The organism is Tolypothrix sp. FACHB-123, from assembly GCF_014697075.1.
Lineage (GTDB): Bacteria > Cyanobacteriota > Cyanobacteriia > Cyanobacteriales > Nostocaceae > Aulosira.
The window spans coordinates 75,016-97,584 of record NZ_JACJRE010000028.1; the positions used below are offsets into that span (position 1 = coordinate 75,016).

A 22,569-nucleotide genomic window follows, 5' to 3' on the forward strand; every position below is an offset into this window, starting at 1 on the left:
GTTACTGGGGTTATCCTGTCAGTAACATATATTTCTGTGATGGCTTAGGGTATGCAGTTTTGATGAAGATTTGTCATTAGTCATCAGCTAGTCGCTACAATTTATCCTGAACTGAACCGTATGGATTCAAACTACCTTTCCCCAATCAAAGTAAACGCCGCCCAATCACCAGCAGAGGGAAATTTTTCCTTCGTATTCAACATCGCCTGACGTAAAGCCAGCGCTTTATCTGGTTGAGTTTGCAAACTCTTGTAAAATTCCACCATTAAATATTGTGTGGGTTGATCCGGTACTTGCCATAAAGAAACCAACACACTGGGAACGCCTGCGGAAATTAAAGAACGCGATAACCCAATTACACCATCACCGGAAAGTTTTCCTTTACCAGTTTCACAAGCACTGAGAACAACTAACTGAGCTTTTAATTTTAAATCTAAAATTTCCTCAGCTTTGAGTAAACCATCATCATTGCTCGATGGCGCAAGAGCAATCCAACTACCCAAACCGCGATAATCATCAGCCCAACCGTGAGTAGCTAAATGAATTACATCTGCTGAAGATAACCTTGACAAAATATTAGCTTTAGTCGCATCTTTACCTAGAATCGCCTGAGTTTTTAACATCTGGGCAATAGTCTTGGCTTCAAGTTCCGCCCCTGGTAGTGGATCTAACTTTGTTGCAGGTTTACCTGGTTCTGTAGATACTACAGGCATGATAGGATTACCGACAATCAAGGCATTATTATAATTAGTTTGTCTGCCTCGCTTTAATTGATGGGTAAAATCTAATACTTGAATTGCTGGGGCAGTAAGAATAGTATGTTTTTCAATTAAATATTTACCTTTTGCATCAAGTAAAGCTGGGAAAGGTGCGAGAAATAAAGAATCTTGGGGAATGAAAATAACTCTATCTTCAGGGTTTTTTGGTAATAAATCAGCGATATCTTTAATTAAAATGTCATACAGTTTTTGTAATGGCTTTTTAACGTTTGCAGCATCAGGATTTTGACGGGCGATAATACCGCCGCGCCCTCTACCAGCACCAATTCCCACACGGCTTTGAGTAACTAATTCTTCTAAACTTGTATTATCTTTTTGCCACAAAGATTTCAGGTCAACTTTACGGAATGTGACTTCACCATTTGGTTTGATAACCCAGATATACAAATCTGATGTTTTATATTTTTGTTTACCAGCGACTAGGAATTGATCGCTAGTAATAGAATATTGAACGAGAGTGGCATTTTGCTGTTGAGCAATTTGTTTAATTTGGTCAATTGTTGGTGAAGAGGACGATTTATCAGTTTGTTTATTATTAGTAGATAGGCGAGATGCTAACAACTCAACAAACGCTCTAGCGCGACCGCGTTCAGCTATTTCTAAGGCTGCATCAGTTTTATTTTGGGCGATGAGGACTTTTTGTAAAACTATATAGGTAATACGTTGGGTATCAAACAAAGAGACTTTGTTGGTATCAGCTAACTTTTTATCTCGCAGAGATTCCCAAACTTTAATTCCTTCATACAAGACTTTCTCGGCGTCGCTGAGATTACCTTGTTTATAGAAAGCAATTCCTAGATTGTTTAAAGAAATTCCTTCGCCAGCACGGTCATTAATTGCCCTTTTGATTGCTAAACTCTGCTTTTGGTAGTCAATAGCTTTTTTGTAGTCTCCCAAAGCATAGTAAGCATTACCGAGACTACCCAGCGCTGCACCCTCGCCAGGACGGTTTTTGATTTCCTTGAAAATGGCTAAACTTGAGGAATAATAATTAATGGATTTTGGGTATTCTTCTAAAGCATCATAAGCAAGACCAAGATTACTCAGCGCCCTTCCTTCTCCTAACCGATCTTTCATTGCTTGGAAAACTACTAAACTCTGCTGATGGTACTCAATTGCTTTTGGATAATTTCCCACAGCATAGTAAACGCTCCCAATATTACCTAGAGATTGTGCCTCACCTTGACGATTTTTGATTTTCCTGAGAATTACTAAACTTGAGGAATAGTACTCAATTGCTTTTGGGTAGTCCCCTAAAGCATGGTAAATACTTCCGAGATTACCCAGCGCTCTTCCCTCCCCTAACAAGTCTTTGATTTTCTGAAACACTACTAAACTCTGCTGATGGTACTCAATGGCTTTGGGGTAATCTCCCAAAGCACGGTAAGCAAGACCGAGATTACCCAAAGACTGTCCCTCACCTAAAGAGTCTTTAATTTCACGAGCGATCGCTAATCTCTGCTGCTGGTAATCAATAGCTTTTTTGTAGTCTCCCAAAGCATGGTAAGCAAGACCAAGATTACCCAAAGACTTTCCCTGGCTTTGACGGTCTTTTAGTTTCCGGGCGATCGCTAAACTTAAAGAGTGGTATTCTATGGCTTTTGGGTAGTCTCCCAAATAATAGTAAGCAAGACCAATACCGCCTAAGGCGTTTTCTTCACTTTGAGGATCTTGGCTTTTACGAGCGATCGCTAAACTTTGTTGGTAGTACTCAATGGCTTTTGGATAGTTTCCCAAAGCATAGTAAGCAAAACCGAGACTATCTAGAAATAGTCTTTCGTCTTTACTGTTTTGAATTTCCCGGGCGATCGCTAAACTTGAGGAGTGGTGCTCAATAACTTTTGGGTAGTTTCTCAAGTTATAGTAAGCAAAACCGAGACTACCTTGTACCTCATATTCACCTTGACGATCTTTGATTTCTTGGTAAATAATTAGCGCTTGTTGCCAAGATTGTATAGCTGCTGGAAATTGACGCTTTCGATACTCCTGAATACCTTGTTTCATCAGCCTTTCAGCTTCCGCTTTCCGCGCCTCTGGGGTTTGCGCTGAAGCTTGGGTGATTCCCACAATTGCGCTGCGGTTGATTGGTGTTTGTCCAATCGTTGCGAGTAAGGTAATGAAAGTAATCAGTGCAATTTTCTGTATCTTCATTGGTGTTACTGGGGTTATCCTGTCAGTAACATATATTTCTGTGATGGCTTAGGGTATGCAGTTTTGATGAAGATTTGTCATACCAATTTAAATAGTGTTTGCGGCACATCAATAATATTCTAGAGGGCATGGCAGTGCCATGCCCCTACCATGTATTGTATTTGGCTGGAATCCTTGGCTGCGAATATGCCTTTAACTTTGCACATCAAGCTATTAGGTGGATTTTCCCTTGCTTATGGGGGTAAGCCTGTGGCTGGTGTGAGAATAGAACGCCTACAAGCATTACTGGCTTATCTCGTACTCCATCATCATACACCTCAAAGCCGTCAGCGCTTGGCTTTTCAACTTTGGCCAGATTCCACCGACACTCAAGCCCGGACTAATTTGCGTCGGGAATTACATCAGCTGCGTCAGGTACTCCCCGATGCTGATAGTTTTATTTTCGCTAATGCCAAAACCCTACAATGGCAGTCTGATGCACCATTTATACTTGATGTTGAGCAATTTACACAAGGATTAGCAACAGCAGAAGCCGCTAAAGCAGGAAATGATCGTGAAAAATTAATAGGAGATTTAACACAAGCAGTAAGTATATACGCTGGAGAATTACTACCTGATTTTGAGGATGAGTGGATTGTACTATTACGCGAACAACTGCGCCAGAAATATATCTGCGCTCTCGAAGCTTTAATACAGTTGTTAGAAAACCAAGGTAATTATCCGCTAGCAATTGAATATGCACAACGTTTGCTGGAAATTGAGCCGTTACACGAAATCGCCTACCTAAGTTTAATGCGGTTACATTCGCTTTTAGGCGATCGCACTTCCGCACTCCGCGTTTACCATCGCTGTATGACAATTTTACGGGAAGAATTAGGTATAGATCCCAGCCTGAATACTCGTCAGTTGTATGAACAATTACTGCGCGCTGAAGAAGCAGAGAAGCAGGGTACTTCGACTACGCTCAGTACCCAGGAAGTCAGAGAAAATGTAGTTGCTCCCGCACCTACTTGCGATTGGGGTGAAGCAATTGATGTATCTGTATTTTATGGGCGTGAATCGGAACGCAAAACCCTGGAAGAATGGATGATTCAGGATAAATCTCGCCTAATTGCGCTGCTGGGAATGGGTGGGATTGGTAAAACTGCGTTAGCGGTGAAAATTGCCCAAGAATTAGTGGAAAATCGGGAAGCAGGTTTTGAATTTGTAATTTGGCGTTCTTTGCGGAATGCGCCACCATTTGAGACTTTAATCAATGATTGGGTGTTGTTTCTTTCCCGTCAACAAGAGTCAAAAACAGATTTACCGACATTACTAGTTTATCTTCGCCGCCACCGTTGTTTATTAATTTTAGATAATCTCGAAACTTTATTTCAGGCGGGAAATCGTTCGGGAGAATATCGTGTAGGTTATGAGCGATATGGCGAACTATTTAATGTAATTGGGGAAACGGTACACCAGAGTTGCTTGCTGCTGACTAGTAGAGAGAAACCTGTGGAAGTGGGTACTTTAGAAAGTCTAGAGTCAAAAGTGCGATCGCTCAAGTTAACAGGTTCCAAAGAAGCCGCACAAGCTTTATTAGCAGCCAAAAGATTAGTCGGTTCGCCAACCCAAAAGCAAAAATTATGCGATCGCTATGATAATAGTCCTTTAGCGGTGAAAATTGTTGCCACTTCTATTCAAGAATTATTTGATGGTGATATTAGTGAATTCCAAAAGCACGACACAGTGATTTTTAACGGAATTCGTCGCTTATTAGAACAACAATTTGAACGACTTTCACCTTTAGAACAAACTATTATGTACTGGTTAGCCATTAATCGCGAATGGACTACCATTAATCAATTACAAGAAGATATTGTTTCGTCCAATTCTACAGGCAGATTATTAGAAGCTTTAGAATATTTAAATGGTCGCTCATTAATTGAAAAAAAATTGAGCAGCTATACACAACAATCTGTAGTGATGGAATATGTAACTGACAGATTAATTGAGCAGATATGCAATGAAATCATTACAGCAAAACTCTCACTCTTCCTAAATTACGCCATCATCAAAACCACAGTTAAAGACTATGTGCGGGAAAGTCAACTGCGATTAATCTTACAACCAATTGCTGAACAAATCAGTAAAAATTTTTCAGCTAAATCAGCACTCAATCAACAAATTCAGCTAATTACCGAGTTACTGCGACAGCCAGAAAATAGATTATCTGGTTATGGTGGAGGAAATTTACTCAATCTTTGCTGTAATTTGCAACTTGATTTAACCAGCTATGATTTCTCTAATTTAACAATTTGGCACGCCTATCTTGCAAAACTAGATTTAAATCAAGTTAGCTTTGCTAATTGCGATTTTGCTAAATCTGCTTTCACCCACAGTTTTGGTGCAATTACATCTTTAGCCTTCAGTCCCAATGGCGAAATTTTAGCCACAGGCGATGGTACAGGCGATATTTATTTATGGCAAATTGCTAATAGCGATCAACCATACTTAATTCTTAAAGGACATGATAACTGGATTTGGTCGCTTGGCTTTAGTCCAGATGGCAAAACCATTGTCAGTGGTAGCGAAGACGGAACAGTAAGACTGTGGAATATTAGCACAGGGGAATGCAGACGGATTTTATCAGAACATACTGGTATAGTTTCTTCAGTCGCCTTTAGTCCAGATGGTAGAGCGATCGCTAGCGGTAGCGTTGATTTTACAATTAGATTATGGGATGCAAATACAGGTGAGTGTTTGCAAGTGTTTTTAGGCCATAATCATCAAGTACGCTCAATTGCTTTTAGTAGCGATGGAGAAATCCTAGCTAGTGGGAGTAGTGAGTCAACTATCAGACTTTGGCAAGTTTCTACTGGTAAACCTTTAAAAATTTTACAAGGACACACCAGCCAAATTTGGACAGTAGCTTTTTCCCCTCATGGAAATATTCTCGCCAGTGGTAGCTATGACCAAACTATTAAGCTGTGGGATATTTCTCAAGGTAAATGCATCAGCACCTTGACCGGACATCATAGTATGGTGTGGTCAGTTACTTTTAGTCCTGATGGACAAACCCTAGCGAGTGGTAGCGACGACCAAACTATTAAGCTATGGGATATTAATCAAGGTAAATGCATCAGCACCTTGACCGGACATTATAGCATGGTGTGGTCTGTGGCTTTTAGTCCCGATGGGCAAATTTTAGCCAGTGGTAGTGATGACCAAACTGTGAAACTATGGGATTTAAATAGCAAACAAGTTTTGCGAACATTGCACGGATACGCCATGCAAGTTTGGTCAGTGGCTTTTAGTCATGATGGAAAAATCTTGGCTAGTGCTAACACTGGTTCCGTCAATCTCTGGAATGCAAACACAGGAAAATGCAGGAAAACCTTACAAAAAGATACCAATTGGTCAACATCAGTATCTTTCAGTCCCGATGGTAAACTGCTTGTTAGTAGCGGTTCCGAACAAAATATTAAAATTTGGGATATCAGTACAGGTGAATGTCTGAAAATTCTTCAGGGACATCAAGGCTGGGTATTATCATCTATTTTCAGTCCGGTAGGAGACATTATTGCTAGTTGCAGTTTTGATAGCACCATCAAAATTTGGGATATTTCCCAAGGTAAATGTATAAATACATTACAAGGTCATACAAGCTGGGTTTGGTCTGTAGCTTTTAGTCCTGATGGAAAAACCTTAGCTAGTGGCGGTTTTGATAAATTAATTAAAATTTGGGATATCCGTAACGGTGAGTGTTTAAAAACTTTGCAGGGACATACAAACTGGATTTGGTCTGTAGTTTTTAGTTCCGACGGTCGCACTTTAGCTAGTAGCAGTACTGACCATACTATTAAATTATGGGATGTAGCCACAGGCGATCGCATACAAACTTTGCAGGGACACACCAATCAAATATTTCAAGTTAAATTTAGTCCAGATAATCGTAAGTTAGTCAGTTGCAGTACTGACCAAACCATCAGACTGTGGAAGATTGAATCTGGGGAATGTTTGGCGATTTTACGCGGACATACAAATCAAATCCGTTGTGTTACTTTCAGTCCCGACGGACATTTGATTGCCAGTGGTAGCGCCGATGAGACAATTAAAATTTGGGATGTCAATACAGGTGAATACTTGCAGACCTTGCAGTGCGATCGCCCTTATGCCAACATGAACATCACAGGTGTCACAGGCTTAACCAACGCCCAAATAGCCACTTTAAAATTACTCGGTGCGATCGCATTTTCCTAATGACGACGTTTTTGGATCGTTTTGAGAACGTTTTGCGATCGCTTCCTTCATTATCTTAATAAATGAAACCCAGAGAACAAAGAAATTGAGTTTTTTCAGACTTTGTTTTCTCAATAAATTACAAATGATTTCTATTTGTAAATATACCTGTCATTGGCTGGTCAATACCAGCCCTAATTCTTGCTGTCCTAGCAATGACTAATTTGGAGATTATTAATATATGCAACGACCTCTTAGCGCCACAGAACACAGCTTTTGGTTATACGACCAAGCAGCATTATTAAATTTTGCCATCACTGCACAAATCGCCGGAGAAATTAATCTGAACCAATTAGAACAAGCACTTGAATTTGTCCAGCAAAGGCATCCATTATTAAGAGTAGGCATTGTTCTTGATGCATCAGGAAAACCTTGGTTTCAAGAATATTGCGCGAAAATTCCTTTGCGAATTGTCCAGCGTTTAGGCGAAGAACATTGGCAAAAAGAAGTAGAACAAGAAATTGCCCAACCATTTGATTGGAGACAAGCACCCCTAATCCGCGTAGTTCTGGTTCATTCTCCGGAAATTTCCGAACTGATTGTGACGATTCATCACTCAATTGGTGATGCTTTATCTTCTGTATATTTATTGCGAGATATCTTACAAGCAGTTGGTCTTACTGATAGCGATCGCAATATCTTAGCATTACGTTCGGGTATGGAAGAAATAATTGCTGAGAAATTTGGTAATTTCTCTAATTTAGCCAATCCAGAAAACATTAATCCTGATAATTGGGCATCACATATCTATGATTCTACAAGTGTAGAGATAAATAGAATTTCCGATAATTATCGTGTTTCTCTACTTACTTGGTCACTATCACCAGCAGAAACTACTGCATTAATTTCTCGCTGTCGCCAAGAACAAACAACTGTTCATGGGGCTATTTGTGCTGCATTTTTATTGGCGGTTTCTGAAGATAGCGGTAAGCAGTTTGAACTCAAATGTTTATCGCCAATTAATATCAGAGATTACCTAGCACCATTAATTGCAGAAGATTATGGTTATTATGCTTCTGTAGGGATGGCCAGTAATAGCATTACCCCAGATTTAACCCTTTGGGATATAGCGCGATCGCTTAAATCCCAAATTCATCAGCAGATGACACTAGAAAAAGTAGCAGAAACAATCGCCCCAAGACAAGCTTTTTTAACTACAAATCCAACCCCTTCTCAAGTTAAGCAAGGCTTTACAGATGCTTATGGTTATGATGTTTTTGTTTCCAATCTTGGACGGTTAAATATTCCCCAACAGTTTGGTAATCTCCATCTCCAAGCAATTTACGGCCCCGCTGTCTCAACATACATGAATAACGCACCGCAAATAGGAGTAGCAACTTTAGGAGATAAAATGTTTTTTACCTATGTTTATTTACAACCAGAAACATCATCAGCCAAAGCCACCCAAATTCAGCAAGCAGCAATGCAACAACTTAAGCAAGCCCAAGCATTAAAACAAGAGTATTTAGTCTAGATTATCGTTGATTGTAGGGGCACTGGCACTGCCATGCCCCAAAGTAATATCCCCGACTTCTTTAAAAAATCGGGGATATTCTAATTTATTAGAGACAATTATAGATAAAATTCCGATTGATATTGCGGTGAAAGGTGGAAAATGCAGAGATATCTAAGAGTGCTGAGGCTATTTTGGAGTACTGCGATCGCAGCTGAAATGGAATATCGTGTTAACTTTATTGTTGCTACCATCACCAGCTTGGGTAATTTGATAGGTAGCCTGTTTGGATTATTTTTGTTTTACCGCACTGGCTATAATTTTGCTGGTTGGTCATGGGATGCAGCTTTAGTTGTGCTAGGCATTTTTACGCTGCTACAAGGTTTTTCTTCTACCTTCCTCGCACCCAATTTAAATAGTATTGTTCGCCACGTCCAAGAAGGTACTTTAGACTTTGTTCTACTCAAACCTATCCGCAGTCAATTTTGGCTTTCGACTCACACCCTGTCACCTTGGGGACTACCCGATTTAATTTTTGGTAGCGCGATTATTGGCTATGCGGGTAAACGTCTCGGCTTGAGTATCAATAACTATTTAGTCAGTGCATTACCCTTATTATTGGGTTTAGTAATTCTTTATAGCCTGTGGTTTATTCTAGGTGCGACTAGCATCTGGTTTGTGAAAATATACAACGTTACCGAAGTGCTACGGGGTTTATTAGAAGCAGGAAGATATCCAATCGCCGCTTATCCTGCGGCTTATCGTTTTTTCTTTACTTTCGTCGTGCCAGTAGCTTTTTTAACAACAGTTCCAGCGGAAGCCATGCTAGGTAGAGGACAGATTACCTGGGTAGCAGGTGCAGTTGTCTTAGCATTGGCGTTATTTTTTCTTTCCGCTTGGTTTTGGCGATTTGCCTTGCGTTTTTATACTAGTGCTTCGAGTTAGAGACTACAGGTAAGTTGATGGTTGACTGTTGACTGTTGACGGTTGACTGTTGACTGTTGAATGTTTATTTAATTTTGTTCTTCGCGCAGTAAAGCCCGAAAGCCTGCTTGCTGAAAATGTTCATTGGCAGTTAAAGCTTCTGTAATGCCACTATATTGCATCACTATAAAAGATACGCAATCAATAAATTTCCATTCTTTCTCGGAGCGATCGCAGTATAGCTGAAAAGCTTTTTCAAAAAGTTCCTGAGATAAAGGGACAATTTCTACCTTAGAGTCGGCTGTGAGGGCATTTAATAACATCACTGCCCCTTGACGTAATGGTTGTTTAGATAAAATATTGCCAATTTCTAACAATATGGCTTGAGTTGTCACTAAGCGCGTGCCCGCTGTTTCTAAAAGTTGAGACAATTGAACAGCACGCCGATGCAAGTTATCTTGTGGCGTAGATAAGGCGATCGCAAATGTTGTATCTAAAAAAACTTCTGACCTCATGCTGTAGATGCTAAAACTTACTAATCTTACTAATATTTATCAATTTTGGTAGACCAATCAGCTGGCCCTGAAAGTTGAAGCGATCGCGCAGTGGCTAAAAAAGATACACTTTCTTGCTTCTGTGGCGGTAAAACCTCAATACTCAACCGCACACGCGTATTAGCTGGTAAAGCTAAGGGTTCTGTCGGATAGAACACTTTACCATCAAATACGGCTGTGATTTTTTGTGACATTGTTTTAGCTAGGGGCTAGGGGCTAGGAGAACAAGGAGACAACTGACAACACTTCTTGTAGCTCTCAGTGCATCGCTGACAACTGACAACTGTACGGGCGGGTTCACGGATATCTTCGCCGAGCAATGATGATCTTAATAAACCCGCCCCTACTAACAACTGACAACTGACAACTGACAACTGACCAATTCATAAATGACAAGATACCCAAAGACCACGACCATTTTTGTTAAACTCATCAATGGTTTGCAGTGAGAGTTCATGGGTAGTCATGGCTTGCAACATAGTTAAAGGTAAGGTGAGATGTTGTGCGCCTGCTTGGAGAGATGCTACTGCTTCTTCAGGTGATTTAATGCTAGCTGCCATAATTTCTGTATTGCTACCAGCGACTACGCTAGACATTTGCTGTAATAAAGCAATGCCATCACCTAAGAGTTTAGTAGCTCGATTCACATAAGCGATCGCATATTTTGCACCCGCTTCTTTAGCCACTGCTGCTTGGGAAGCACTATATATTCCTGTGACTGCACAGGAAATTTCTCCGAATAATGCTGCAACTACTTGAAACCCTACCATAGATGCGGGAATTTTGAGTACAGTTTGCTTACCAATAATCTCAAAAGCTGCTCGCCCTTCAGCTAACATTTCATCAAAATCTGAAGACATTAGCTGATAAAATACCGGGCCTGTAGTCAATTGTGTCAATCGTTTCAGCGTAGTCTCTACTGGTAAATCGCTTTTCGCTAACAGAGTAGGGTTAGTTGTGATACCTTTTACCCAGCCTAATTCCTTCGCAGCTTGAGCTTCAGCGACAATTGCCGAATCGAGATAAATACTCACTTGTATCTCCTGTGAAAGGTTGTGTCGCTGTCATTTTACAAGAAATTTGCCGGTTACCTCTGTCACAAAACCGCCAGATGCATCAAGATTTTCCCTATGCAGTCATCACAAAATCTCTCTTCCCCATGCCCAATGCCTAATGCCCAATGCCCAAAAGAAAAAAGAAGCTACACACGCAGCTCCTAGAGAAAATCAATGAGAAATGATTGTTGATTCTGCTGATATAGGTGTGAGTATGGCAACTATATCGGCGATGAGGAGTAAACTAGCTTTAACCAAGGGATTAACAGCTACTACTTTTTAATGTCCTGACCCATTATTAGGTAGTAGCCGTTCTTAGCCCTTACATGAGTAATTAAAACTGTTTTCATCAAAGAATCCTATAGACAAAAGTCATGAATCAACCATGACAAAAGTCATAAACCTAATGCGGAGATTGTCTTAGTCTGCGATCGCCCAGCGCACATAAGGACGAGAAGCTGTTACAGTTTTATAGGTAACTTCCTTCGCAGGTGCATTAATTTTGCGCAAATCTACACGAAAGTAGGCTTGTTTGTTCTTAAATTGCACGCTGTAAAAGTTATATTCTTGACCTTGGGTTTTACCAACGCAAGAAGCATAATCACTGCGTAACGGTGAAACAAATTCTACATACTGCTTAGTTGATGATACTAACTTAGTAGAGTCTGCAAATGCTCTGGTATCTGCAACTACTGTGTGTTCTGCTCCACCTTCATAAGGCAAGACAAACCACCACAAGCCAACGGTTTTGGGACAATTGCCAGCGCTACGTTGTATATTTAATGGCACATTGGGTGCAGCAAGGGGGCCGGGAGGTGATTCTTGCTGTGCTTTTGCTGTAGTTGAAATTATTCCTGCTGCTATTAAGGGCGAGATAATTACCCCAAGAGTAGCTAACTTTGCTAAATTTTTCATAAAATTAAGTTTTTTAGATTTAAGCTATCTAAATAATATTGACTGTTCCGATGGGGACAAAGTGCCAATTTAGGTAAGATATCCGATTGACATATCAGTAACTAGTAGGGTGTGTTGTCGCGTAGCGCAACGCACCATCAATGTTTAAGATAAAACGCTGTATTTGTAGTAATTATTTTAATTAACCGCCTTCTCTGGGAGAGGCTTCCGCCAACGCGCAGCGTCTCACAGAGAAGACGCCAAGAGAAGAAAGAGAAGAAAGAGAAGGAATTAATGCTTAAAGGAAATGTGTTGTACCATAGCTCATCAAATAAAATATTTCCTCAATCTATAGCAATACAAATTGATTTTTCAAAAAATATCGGCATCTGTAAAATAGGCAATACTCAAAAAAATCTTTAGATGCTAGGTATTATTCACTCTACTTGTATTTCCAAAATCATTAATTTTGAATTTTGAATACTTCACGAGCTTCAGCACAAGTTTTGACTTTTGAATTAATTACCGTGTTGTCAGTTACAGTTCTTAGCAAAGGAAGTGGGCAACAATATTAATTGATATTTCCAAATGCAGCCCCTTATTCCATAATGCTGCGATTTCATGAAACCTCGTATTATTGTTTGTGGCTTAGGACGTACTGGCTATAAAGTCTTTCGACTGCTAAGACAGCAGGGTGCATTTGTCGTTGGTATTCATCACAAACCTATCCCTGGTGAATCCGCTCCAGATGTAATCATTGGCGATTTACATACCGCTGCTACGCTGACAGCGGCGGGAATTGAGCAAGCACATACTTTAGTGATTGCTACTTCCGATGATGCGCGTAATTTAGCAATTATGTTGCAAGCGCGGGTGTTAAATCCCCACATTCGGATTATTAATCGTTTTTATAATACAAGTTTGGCGGAACGTCTCGATCAGACTTTGCCAAATCACTTGAGTATGAGTGTGGTAGGTTTAGCTGCACCGGTGTTTACCTTCGCCGCACTGGGTAATCAAGCAATTGGTCAAATTAAGTTATTTCAACAAACTTGGCCGATTCAAGAAGAATATATTGATGAAAACCATCCTTGGCTCGGTCATAAACTCAGTGAATTATGGGAAGAGCGATCGCGGATGCTGATTTATTATTTACCTGTCAAAGGTAAAATGAATTTGGTATCTGCTTTACTTTCAGACCAAGAATTAAAAGTAGGTGATCGCATTATTGTCGGTATCCAACCCCGCGTTCGTTCTACGCGCAAATCATGGGTAAGAAAATTGCTCAAAGTTTGTACTAGTTTGAAGCAATTTCAAAAACACGCCCAATCAGTTTTAGTCATGGCGGCGGTGCTATTAGTAGTTATTTTTCTCGCCTCACTTACCTATGTTTCTGCTAATTTAAATATCTCCTTTGTTGATGCTTTATATTTTGCCGTTGGCATGATTACCGGAGCCGGCGGCAATGATAAAGTAGTCGAATTTGCTCCCAATAGTATCAAAATCTTTACGGTTGTGATGATGCTAGTTGGTGCAGGGGTGATTGGTATTTGGTATGCGATGCTTACCGATTTTGTTCTGGGAAATCGCTTCAAGCAATTTTGGGATGCAGCTAGGATACCCCAGCGTCATCATTACATAGTTTGCGGCTTGAGTGGCATTGGCGTGAGAATTGTGCAAGAACTCCACGCTAGCGGCCATGAGGTGGTAGTTATTGAGACAGATAGTAACAATAGATTTGTCAACACCACTCGCGGACTTGGCATACCTGTAATTCAAGGTGACGCCAGCTTCCGCGCCATCTTGCAATCGAGTAATATTAACAATGCCGCCGCAGTGCTAGCTGTTACTAGTAATGATGCCATTAACTTAGAAATTGCCCTGAAAGCCAAAGGATTATCACCCAGCATTCCCGTAATTGTCCATTATGCCGACCCTGATTTTGCGGGTATGGCACAACAAGTATTTGATTTCGAGGCCGTACTCAGTCCCGCAGAATTAGCCGCCCCAGCTTTCGCCGCCGCCGCACTAGGCGGACGTATCCTTGGTAATGGCATCACTGCTGATAGTCTTTGGGTAGCCTTTGCCACGATGATTACCCAAGTACATCCCTTTTGCGGCGAATTGGTAAAAGATGTCGCCATGTCAGCAGACTTTGTACCCTTGTATGTGGAAACCACACATAAAACCCTGCATGGTTGGGAATTATTAGATGCTCAACTATGTCCAGGAGACATTTTATATTTGACCATGCCAGCCAATCGGTTATATCAATTATGGCGCGACGAGCGATCGCAAGTTATGGTGACAGGGACTAGGGAGTAGGAGGCAGGGGGACAAGGAATTTTAGATTTTAGATTTGCGTTAGCGTAGCGTTAGCGAGTCCGCGAGCGTCTTTTGGATTCCAATCTAAAATCCAAAATCCAAAATCCAAAATTGTTTCTATGCCCCATGCCCAATGCCCAATGCCCAATGCCCACTAACTCTTGGTATAATCGCCAGTCGAGCCACTATACAGTTGTGAGAGAATAATCATGGCAGACTGGCAGGAGATTACTGGTGGGATCACAGCACCAAGGGGTTATCGGGCCGCAGGAATTACCGCAGGTTTAAAGCCTTCGGGATTACCCGATTTAGCTTTAATAGTATCTGATGTAGAAGCGATCGCAGCTGGTGTGTTTACTACCAGTCAAGTTAAAGCCGCCTGTGTAGATTATTGTCGTCAACGTTTGCAAGCTAAGCATAATGCCCGCGCGATTCTTTGTAATGCGGGACAAGCAAATGCCGCTACAGGTACTCAAGGTTGGTTTGATGCTATAGAATCAGCTATGGCAGTAGCGCAAGCTTTAAATATCCCTAGCGAATCGGTGTTATTAGCTTCTACTGGGGTAATTGGTCAGCGGATCAAGATGGATGCACTCAAAGCGGGAATTCCTTCATTAGTTGCGGCGCTTTCGGAAACAGGTTCCGATGCAGCCGCCGGCGCAATTATTACTACAGATTTAGTCCCAAAATCTATCGCTTTAGAAACCACTATAGGCGATCGCCCGGTGCGGATTGGCGGAATTGCCAAAGGTTCGGGGATGATTCATCCGAATATGGCGACGATGTTGGCATTTGTTACCTGTGATGCGGCGGTGTCACCAAGTTTATGGCAGCAAATGTTAAGTCGCGCTGCCGATAGAAGTTTTAATTCGATTACAGTTGATGGTGATACCAGCACCAATGACAGCTTAATTGCCTTAGCTAATGGTCAATCTCGCACCCCAGCGATTACAGAAATGGGTGCAGAAGCGGAGAAACTAGAGGCCATGTTAACAGCAGTGTGTCAGCATTTAGCAAAAGCGATCGCCCGTGATGGTGAAGGTGCAACTTGCTTAATTGAAGTCCAAGTTACTGGCGCACATGATGAAATTTCTGCCCGTCAAATAGCCAAAACCATCGCCGGTTCATCCCTAGTTAAATCGGCAATCTTTGGCCGCGATCCCAACTGGGGACGCATCGCCGCCGCCGCCGGACGCGCAGGTGTACCCTTTGAACAAGAAAATCTGCAAATCAAATTAGGCAATTTCTTATTATTAGAAAATGGTCAACCTCTAACATTTGATCGTGCAGCCGCCAGCGCCTATTTAAAACAAGCCTCGACAGGTGCTTATCTCAAAGAAGATACTGTTTTAATTTCTGTGAGCGTTGGCAATGGTCAAGGTACAGGTAAAGCTTGGGGTTGCGATTTAAGCTATGACTATGTGAAGATTAACGCCGAATATACGACGTAATTATACCAATTTGAAAAAAGAACGCCACAGATTTTAGGGGCGATGCCCACCATATCCGGGTTTTGGTGGGCATTGGGCATGGGGCATGGGTGTCAACTTAACGCGAAATCCGCTTTGTAGCAAGGTTTTTGCCCTCACCCCCAACCCCTCTCCCACCGGGAGAGGGGAGCAAGAGATTTAATTCCCCTTCTCCTGGGGGAGAAGGGGTGAGGGGATGAGGGCGAGGGTTTTTGTACAATACGCGCCGTATATAGCTTTTAGCTTAAGTTGACACCAATGGGGCATTGGGCATGGGAAAGACAGGTTTTCATGTTTGGTTGTGGGTTTTTCCCATGATTGACTAACTTGAAAAAGCAGGGGAGCAGGGAGCAAAGGGGATTAATCAATTTTTCATGTGTTCTGGTGTACGCAGTTTATGATGGCTATTTATGAGTGGACAATATAGATTTAAAAAGATTAAGAAATCCCTTCAGGAAGCTGGTGTAAAGTTTGTCCGGATTCTGTGGTGTGATAATGCCAATATTATTCGCGGCAAGGCTGTTCATGTTGAGATGTTGTCACACTATTTTGAGCATGGTGTGGGCATATCTGCTGGAGAACAAGGCATACCTGTGATGTATGATGCGATCGCACCTGATAGTGGTGTGGCTCCAGTGGGGGAAATTCGCTTAGTACCTGATTGGGCTAGTCTCACGCCTTTACCTTACGCTCCTGGTCATGCCCGCGTTTTAGGAAATATGATCCTTGATGGACAACCTTGGGCTTTTTGTCCGCGAAATTTCCTTATCCAAATGATTAATGCGGCGAAAAATCAAGGTTTGGAAATTCAAGCAGCTTTTGAAAACGAATTTTATCTGTTAAAGCATACAGATACAGGAATTGCGCCGACAGACTCTACTGTATTTGCAGCGACGCAATCAATGGATATCAATCGAGAAGTGATTGATGGTATAGCTGATGCCTTAATTGCTCAGGGAATTCCCGTAGAGCAATATTACCCAGAATCAGGCCCCGGTCAACAAGAAATTTCTGTACGCTACACTGATGCTTTAGAAGCGGCTAACCGACAAATTGCTTTTCGGGAAACTGTCAGAGCGATCGCGCGTCAACATCATCTCACAGCTTCTTTTTTACCAAAAATCTTCGCTGATGCTGCAAGTAGCGGTTGTCACATCCACCTCAGCTTGTGGCATGACGGGAAAAATCTGCTACCTGATACTCAAGGTGTCTGCGGTGTTTCCCAGATAGGTAGAGCGTTTAGTGCTGGTATTCTAGAGCATTTACCAGCACTAATGGCATTAACTACTCCTAGTGTTAACTCATACCGCCGCATCCGTCCTCATACTTGGAGTGGCGCTTTCCGTTGTTGGGGATTAGATAACCGCGAAGCAGCTGTGAGAGTTCCTAGCGATCCGGGTTTGGGTAGTTCGAGCCATTTTGAAGTGAAAACTGTAGACGCATCAGCTAATCCTTTCTTAGCCTTAGGTGCAGTGATTGCGGCGGGATTAGATGGCGTACAACGAGGTTTAGAACCGCCAAACCCAGTGACAGAAGATCCAGGAAACTTGTCTATTGAACAACGGACAGCCAATCTTATCGATCCCTTACCGACAAATTTAGGAGATGCGATCGCTCGTTTGCAAGACAATCATGTATTATTAAATGCCTTAAATCCCCAGCTATCACAAGCTTTTCTCGCAGTTCGTCAAGCTGAATGGCTAGCAATGAAAGATTGGGAATTAGAAGCAGAAGTCAAGCTGTTATTAGAAAGATATTGATGGTTGATGGTTGATGGTTGATGGTTGACGGTTGACGGAATTTTAGATTTTAAATTTTGGATTTTGGATTGAAGATTCAAAATCCAAAATTTAAAAAGGTTTCAAGCCCCTGAATTTATTCATGGCATAAATCTAAAATCCAAAATCTAAAATTTTAGATTCAAGCCCCTACATTAATGTATGGGGATAATCTAAAATCTAAAATCCAAAATCTAAAATTGACGGTTGACGGTTGACGGTTGACTGTTAAATTCAAAAATTCAATGGGTAATATTAAGACGATATCCCGTACCGTGCAAAGTTTCAATCGTGTGATCGCAACCGCTATTAGCTAATTTACGTCGCAGCAATCGCATTTGTGCTGCTACTACATTACTAACTGGCTCGGCGCTGACTTCCCAAAGTTGATTGCGAATTTGTTCTGTGGTGACAATTTGGTTGGGATGTTTCATAAAATATTCTAGTAGCTGAAATTCCTTATTTGTTAGAGGAATTTCCTGTTTGTTTCCCGCCGAATCATGACTGACAACTAAATTGTTACCATAGTCGAGAGTTAATTTACCAACAGTTAATTCCTGTGGCTGAAATTGGGGCGATCGCCTTTGTAATGCTCGCAATCTAGCTAATAATTCTGCCATACCAAAAGGCTTGACTAAATAATCATCTGCACCTGCATCTAAGCCAGCAACTTTATCTTCCATGCTGTCTTTGGCTGTGAGCATTAACACAGGTAAAGGATTTTTATGCTGGCGTAGGCGTTTGCATAATTCTAAGCCTGATATTCCTGGTATCATCCAATCAAAAATAGCTAGAGTATATTGTGTCCAACTATTTTCTAAATATGCCCAAGCATCATCACCATCAATTACCCAATCTACTAAATATTTATGTTGGGTAAGAGTTCGCTTAATAGCACCACCTAAATCTTCTTCATCTTCTACTAGTAATATTCGCATATGGTAAAGCCAGAAGTTGCTACAGACTACGCGAAACACGGAAACGTCAACCCTGAAGTTGATTCAAGGAACCCTGAAGTTAATTCAGACTACGCGAAACACGGAAACGTTAACCCTGAAGTTGATTCAAGGAACCCTGAAGTTGCTACAGACTACGCGAAACACGGAAACGTTAACCCTGAAGTTGATTCCGGGAACCCTGAAGTTAATTCAGACTACGCGAAACACGGAAACGGGAAGACGGAAGTTGATTCCGGGAACCCTGAAGTTAATTCAGGCTAAGCGAAACACGGAAACGGGAAGACGGAAGTTACCCGCAGGACGATAAACATCTACCGATTAAAATTAAAGCGTCCATCTACTTTTTTACCTTTAATATCAGCATTAATTTTCACCTGATACTGACCTGTTAATTGTTCTTTTAATAAACCTGCATAATGCTTATCTTTAGCATCATAGGTTAAAGGAATTGTTTGCTGTTTACCATCAGGTAACTGCACTTGCGCTGTCACTTTAGCATTAGATATTGTTTCGTGATTATCTCCTGTTTGGAGATAGAAATCTAGATGCGTTCCCCTAGCTTCTTTCACAGGAACAAATTCTAAATGGTAAGCACCTGTTTCAACAACTTGTCCGCCATGAGTTTTACCATGTTGTGCTTCTGTTTTTGCTACGGGTGCAGTTGAAGTCTGAGTATTAGGACTAGAATTAGCTGGATTATTTTCTGTATTTGCTGCTGGCTGATTGTTACTGCAAGCACCTAAGAATAATAAGCCGATACTGCTAATAATTAGCAAGCTAGATTTGAGTGAATTCATAGATTTAATCCTCAATTCAATTCAATTTATTATTTTTGTAATAAAATTTTGCCAAATTTAGCATATAAGGCAGGAATAACTACTAGCGTTAATGCTGTAGATGTAAATAAACCACCTAAGACAACTATAGAAAGCGGTTGTAATATTTCCTTACCAGGGCCGCTATCAATTATTAAAGGTGCTAAACCTAAAGCAGAGGTCAAGGCTGTCATTAAAATGGCGTTTAATCTTTCCATTGAACCTTTGATTAAAATTTCTTTCAAAGGCATTCCTTCGGCAAACTTGGTATTGTAATTATCTACTAGTAATAAACCATTACGAGTTGCAACGCCAAATAGGGTAACAAAGCCAACTAAAGAAGCAATAGAAATAATTCCGCCAGATAAAGCTACAGAAAATACTCCTCCTACTAATGCCAAGGGTAAGTTAATCATAATCGTGGCAGTTGAAGGAATAGATTTGACGGAAATATACATGATAACTGTAATGGCAATAAAGGCGATCGCACTATAAATTAAAATATCCTGTGTGGCTCTTTCTTGTGCCTCAAATTGCCCTGCATACTGGATATAGTAACCAGAGGGTGGATGTACTTGTTGATTGACTTTTGCTTGAATTTCATTGACAACGGAGCGCAAATCTCTACCGCTAGTATTTGCAGAAACGACAATTAACCGAGAGACATTTTCCCGATTAATGGTATTTGGCCCTGTACCATTTTCAATTGTGGCGACTTGGGCTAATGGTATCTTTTGTCCAGCAGGAGTATCAATTAATAAATTGCCAATTGTATCTAAATTTTGCCTAGATTCTGGCTTTAACCAAACTAATAAATCAAAAGTTTGTTGTTTATCTAAGATTTGCGAAACTACTTTACCATTTAAAGCAGTTTCCATAATTTGGGAAATTTTGCCTACTGTTAAACCATAGCGAGAAGCATCAATCCGATTAAATTTAATTTGTATTTGTTCGATGGGTACTTGCGGTTCTAGTTGTAAATCAACAATCCCATTTACAGTTTTCATGACTTCATTTACTTGACTCCCAATGGTGCGGAGTTCTGCTAAATCAGGGCCGAAAATTTTAACTGCGATCGCACTTCTTACCCCAGATAATACCTCATCCATTCTATGGGAGATAAAACCGCCAATATTTGGCGCGACTCCTGGTAATTTCGCCATTTCTTCCCGCAGCTTTTTAATCGCCGCTTCCCTATCTTCTAAAGCTTCCCGGCTCAATTCAATATCCAAATGTGCTAAATTTACCCCTCCTGCGTCGCTATCACCTGGTGCGCGCCCGGAACGCAACTGTACATAAGGAAATCGCGAATCGCCTTTAAGTGCTTGCTGAATTGCTTCCCCCGCAGCGTTGGTAGTTTCCAAGGAAACACCAGGGTAGAGTGTCAGGGTATTTACCAAAGTTTGTTCTTGGAATTCTGGTAAAAAGACTCTCCCAAAACTAGGAGCGATCGCGATCGCAGTTACTATACTTGCAAGGGCTAAGGCTAAAATAATTCCCGAATTTCGCAGCGAAAAACCCAACAGCGGATAATACAACCGCTTAAAAAATCTCGCTACCCAAGGTTCATTTTCTGGTAGATGACCGTGAGGTAATAAAATTGCACATAAAGCGGGAGTTATCGTCAAAGCTGTGATACTCGACGCAATCACAGCCGCCATATAGCCTAACCCCATCGGGATAAAAATGCTACCTTCTACCCCAGTTAAAGCAAACACGGGAGCAAAGACAACGATAGTAATAATAGTCGCGCCAAATACCGAATCTCTTACTTCTTGACAACCATCAAATACCACATCTAAAACAGGGCGAGGATGGGGAGAATATTTATTTTCTCGTAAATTGCGGTAAACATTTTCTGCATCAACAATTGCATCATCAACCGCCGAACCAATTGCAACAGCTAACCCTCCCAAAGTCATGGTATTTAAACCTTGTCCCAACCAATTAAGGAGAAATATCCCAATTAATAAAGATAGAGGTAAAGCAGTTAAACAAATGGCGAGGTTCCGCCAATTCATTAAAAAAGGAATGAGAATAATAGCAACAATAATACTACCTTCAATTAAAGCAGCGCGAACATTTTCAATCGAAGCATCAATATAGTTTTCTTGGCGAAATGTCGCCGTTACTTGCATATCTTTTGGTAAAGCAGCTTTAATTTCTGCGATCGCCTGTTCAATAGCACGGGTAACGCTTGGTGTATCGGCTTGTGGCTGTTTGTTGATTGTAACGATAACAGCCTTTTTTCCGTTAAAACTGCCATCACCTCTTTTAATTGCTGCACCAATTTTTACATCAGCCACATCAGATATTTTAACTGGCGTACCATTGCGAGCAGTAATTGCAGATTGTTGTAATTCTTCAAGAGATTCAATTCTGCCAATTCCCCGAATTAATTTCTCTCTATCAGGGGTAATCAAATAACCACCAGGAGCATTAATATTTGCTGCCGCCGTTGCTTCTTCTACATCAGCTAAAGTAACATTAAAAGCTTGTAATTTTTCTGGATCTACTAATACTTGATATTGCCGAATATCACCCCCATAAGCAACAACTTGACTCACACCAGGCACAGCCAAAAGCCGATTTGTCACTTGCCAATCGACAATTCGCCGTACTTCCATTAAAGGTGTAGTATCAGAAGTAAAAGCATATTGCAATACAGTACCAATTGGGGAACTAGTAGGAGAAATTTGTGGCGTTTCTACCCCAGCAGGTAACTTACCTTGTGCTTGTTGTAACCTTTCCGTTACCAACTGACGCGCTTGATAAATATCACTTCCCCAATTAAAAATCACCTTAACCACAGAAATTCCCGCTGCGGAAGATGAACGCACTGCTGTCACCCCAGGAGTACCATTAATTGCACTTTCAATCGGTAAAGTCACCAAAGATTCCAACTCTTCCGGCGCGAGTCCTGGCGCTTCCGTTTGAATTTCTACCTGCGGTGGCGCAAAACTAGGAAAAACATCCAAAGGCATTTGGATAATCGTACGAAATATCCAAATTATCAGGATAATTGTACTCAGAACCACTAGCCAACGGCGAGCGATCGCCCATTTAATGATCGCACTAAGCATCTTGAAAATTTTAGATTTTAGATTTTAGATTTTGGATTACCAGTCAACC

15 protein-coding genes are annotated in these 22,569 nt (G+C 41.1%); 7 read left to right on the forward strand and 8 right to left on the reverse strand.

Features of this window, described 5'->3' with window-relative positions; genetic code table 11:
• Positions 1 to 131: 131 nt before the first annotated feature.
• Positions 132 to 2,930, reverse strand: coding sequence for a CHAT domain-containing tetratricopeptide repeat protein (locus H6G41_RS18930; protein WP_190747727.1), 2,799 nt, complete (start codon positions 2,928 to 2,930; stop codon positions 132 to 134).
• Between the two features lie 186 nt (positions 2,931 to 3,116).
• Between H6G41_RS18930 and H6G41_RS18935 the strand changes: the two genes are divergently transcribed.
• The 3 genes from H6G41_RS18935 (at position 3,117) to H6G41_RS18945 (ending at position 9,609) form a co-directional block, all read left to right on the forward strand.
• The gene (locus H6G41_RS18935; RefSeq protein ID WP_190747728.1) at positions 3,117 to 7,172 is read left to right on the forward strand and encodes a BTAD domain-containing putative transcriptional regulator; all 4,056 of its coding nucleotides are present in this window, start codon (positions 3,117 to 3,119) and stop codon (positions 7,170 to 7,172) included.
• A 220-nt stretch (positions 7,173 to 7,392) separates the two neighbouring features.
• The gene (locus H6G41_RS18940) at positions 7,393 to 8,685 is read left to right on the forward strand and encodes a condensation domain-containing protein (RefSeq protein ID WP_190747729.1); all 1,293 of its coding nucleotides are present in this window, start codon (positions 7,393 to 7,395) and stop codon (positions 8,683 to 8,685) included.
• 141 nt (positions 8,686 to 8,826) lie between these two features.
• Positions 8,827 to 9,609, forward strand: coding sequence for an ABC transporter permease (locus H6G41_RS18945; RefSeq protein WP_190747730.1), 783 nt, complete (start codon positions 8,827 to 8,829; stop codon positions 9,607 to 9,609).
• Between the two features lie 68 nt (positions 9,610 to 9,677).
• Here H6G41_RS18945 and H6G41_RS18950 read toward each other — a convergent pair whose 3' ends face one another.
• From H6G41_RS18950 to H6G41_RS18965, 4 genes are all read right to left on the reverse strand, one after another.
• Entirely contained in the window at positions 9,678 to 10,103 is a 426-nt protein-coding gene (locus tag H6G41_RS18950; protein ID WP_190747731.1) for a type II toxin-antitoxin system VapC family toxin, read from the reverse strand.
• A gap of 29 nt (positions 10,104 to 10,132) precedes the next feature.
• Positions 10,133 to 10,336, reverse strand: coding sequence for a DUF104 domain-containing protein (locus H6G41_RS18955; protein ID WP_190747732.1), 204 nt, complete (start codon positions 10,334 to 10,336; stop codon positions 10,133 to 10,135).
• A 189-nt stretch (positions 10,337 to 10,525) separates the two neighbouring features.
• A complete protein-coding gene (locus H6G41_RS18960; protein WP_190747733.1) occupies positions 10,526 to 11,176 on the reverse strand; it encodes a transaldolase family protein in 651 nt (216 codons plus the stop codon).
• 441 nt (positions 11,177 to 11,617) lie between these two features.
• Complete coding sequence (locus H6G41_RS18965; RefSeq protein WP_190747734.1) at positions 11,618 to 12,112, reverse strand: hypothetical protein; 495 nt, start codon at positions 12,110 to 12,112, stop codon at positions 11,618 to 11,620.
• Between the two features lie 600 nt (positions 12,113 to 12,712).
• Between H6G41_RS18965 and H6G41_RS18970 the strand changes: the two genes are divergently transcribed.
• The 3 genes from H6G41_RS18970 (at position 12,713) to H6G41_RS18980 (ending at position 17,645) form a co-directional block, all read left to right on the forward strand.
• Positions 12,713 to 14,416 carry a TrkA family potassium uptake protein gene (locus tag H6G41_RS18970; protein WP_190747735.1) on the forward strand — a complete coding sequence of 568 codons (1,704 nt, stop codon included), beginning with the start codon at positions 12,713 to 12,715 and terminating at the stop codon, positions 14,414 to 14,416.
• A gap of 209 nt (positions 14,417 to 14,625) precedes the next feature.
• Positions 14,626 to 15,867: a bifunctional ornithine acetyltransferase/N-acetylglutamate synthase gene (gene argJ / locus H6G41_RS18975; RefSeq protein WP_190747736.1), complete on the forward strand. Its 1,242-nt coding sequence runs from the start codon at positions 14,626 to 14,628 to the stop codon at positions 15,865 to 15,867.
• A gap of 428 nt (positions 15,868 to 16,295) precedes the next feature.
• Positions 16,296 to 17,645 (forward strand): glutamine synthetase family protein, encoded by a 1,350-nt coding sequence (locus H6G41_RS18980; RefSeq protein WP_190747737.1) that lies wholly within the window; start codon positions 16,296 to 16,298, stop codon positions 17,643 to 17,645.
• 260 nt (positions 17,646 to 17,905) lie between these two features.
• Here the strand turns inward: H6G41_RS18980 and rppA are convergent, their stop codons facing one another.
• On the reverse strand, positions 17,906 to 18,601 hold the full coding sequence (gene rppA / locus H6G41_RS18985) for a two-component system response regulator RppA (RefSeq protein WP_190747738.1): 696 nt from the start codon (positions 18,599 to 18,601) through the stop codon (positions 17,906 to 17,908).
• Here rppA and H6G41_RS18990 point away from each other — a divergent pair, their 5' ends adjacent.
• Positions 18,602 to 18,883 carry a hypothetical protein gene (locus tag H6G41_RS18990; RefSeq protein ID WP_190747739.1) on the forward strand — a complete coding sequence of 94 codons (282 nt, stop codon included), beginning with the start codon at positions 18,602 to 18,604 and terminating at the stop codon, positions 18,881 to 18,883.
• Between the two features lie 50 nt (positions 18,884 to 18,933).
• Here the strand turns inward: H6G41_RS18990 and H6G41_RS18995 are convergent, their stop codons facing one another.
• Positions 18,934 to 19,419, reverse strand: a complete 486-nt coding sequence (locus H6G41_RS18995; RefSeq protein ID WP_190747740.1) for a hypothetical protein — start codon at positions 19,417 to 19,419, stop codon at positions 18,934 to 18,936.
• A gap of 29 nt (positions 19,420 to 19,448) precedes the next feature.
• Complete coding sequence (locus tag H6G41_RS19000; RefSeq protein ID WP_190747741.1) at positions 19,449 to 22,520, reverse strand: efflux RND transporter permease subunit; 3,072 nt, start codon at positions 22,518 to 22,520, stop codon at positions 19,449 to 19,451.
• Between the last annotated feature and the right edge of the window lie 49 nt (positions 22,521 to 22,569).

Coding starts and splice junctions, on each gene's coding strand:
- H6G41_RS18930 (WP_190747727.1), bottom strand. CDS start 2,930: ATGAAGATACAGAAAATTGCACTGATTACTTTCATTACCTTACTCGCA.
- H6G41_RS18935 (WP_190747728.1), top strand. CDS start 3,117: ATGCCTTTAACTTTGCACATCAAGCTATTAGGTGGATTTTCCCTTGCT.
- H6G41_RS18940 (WP_190747729.1), top strand. CDS start 7,393: ATGCAACGACCTCTTAGCGCCACAGAACACAGCTTTTGGTTATACGAC.
- H6G41_RS18945 (WP_190747730.1), top strand. CDS start 8,827: ATGCAGAGATATCTAAGAGTGCTGAGGCTATTTTGGAGTACTGCGATC.
- H6G41_RS18950 (WP_190747731.1), bottom strand. CDS start 10,103: ATGAGGTCAGAAGTTTTTTTAGATACAACATTTGCGATCGCCTTATCT.
- H6G41_RS18955 (WP_190747732.1), bottom strand. CDS start 10,336: ATGTCACAAAAAATCACAGCCGTATTTGATGGTAAAGTGTTCTATCCG.
- H6G41_RS18965 (WP_190747734.1), bottom strand. CDS start 12,112: ATGAAAAATTTAGCAAAGTTAGCTACTCTTGGGGTAATTATCTCGCCC.
- H6G41_RS18970 (WP_190747735.1), top strand. CDS start 12,713: ATGAAACCTCGTATTATTGTTTGTGGCTTAGGACGTACTGGCTATAAA.
- argJ (WP_190747736.1), top strand. CDS start 14,626: ATGGCAGACTGGCAGGAGATTACTGGTGGGATCACAGCACCAAGGGGT.
- H6G41_RS18980 (WP_190747737.1), top strand. CDS start 16,296: ATGAGTGGACAATATAGATTTAAAAAGATTAAGAAATCCCTTCAGGAA.
- rppA (WP_190747738.1), bottom strand. CDS start 18,601: ATGCGAATATTACTAGTAGAAGATGAAGAAGATTTAGGTGGTGCTATT.
- H6G41_RS18990 (WP_190747739.1), top strand. CDS start 18,602: ATGGTAAAGCCAGAAGTTGCTACAGACTACGCGAAACACGGAAACGTC.
- H6G41_RS18995 (WP_190747740.1), bottom strand. CDS start 19,419: ATGAATTCACTCAAATCTAGCTTGCTAATTATTAGCAGTATCGGCTTA.
- H6G41_RS19000 (WP_190747741.1), bottom strand. CDS start 22,520: ATGCTTAGTGCGATCATTAAATGGGCGATCGCTCGCCGTTGGCTAGTG.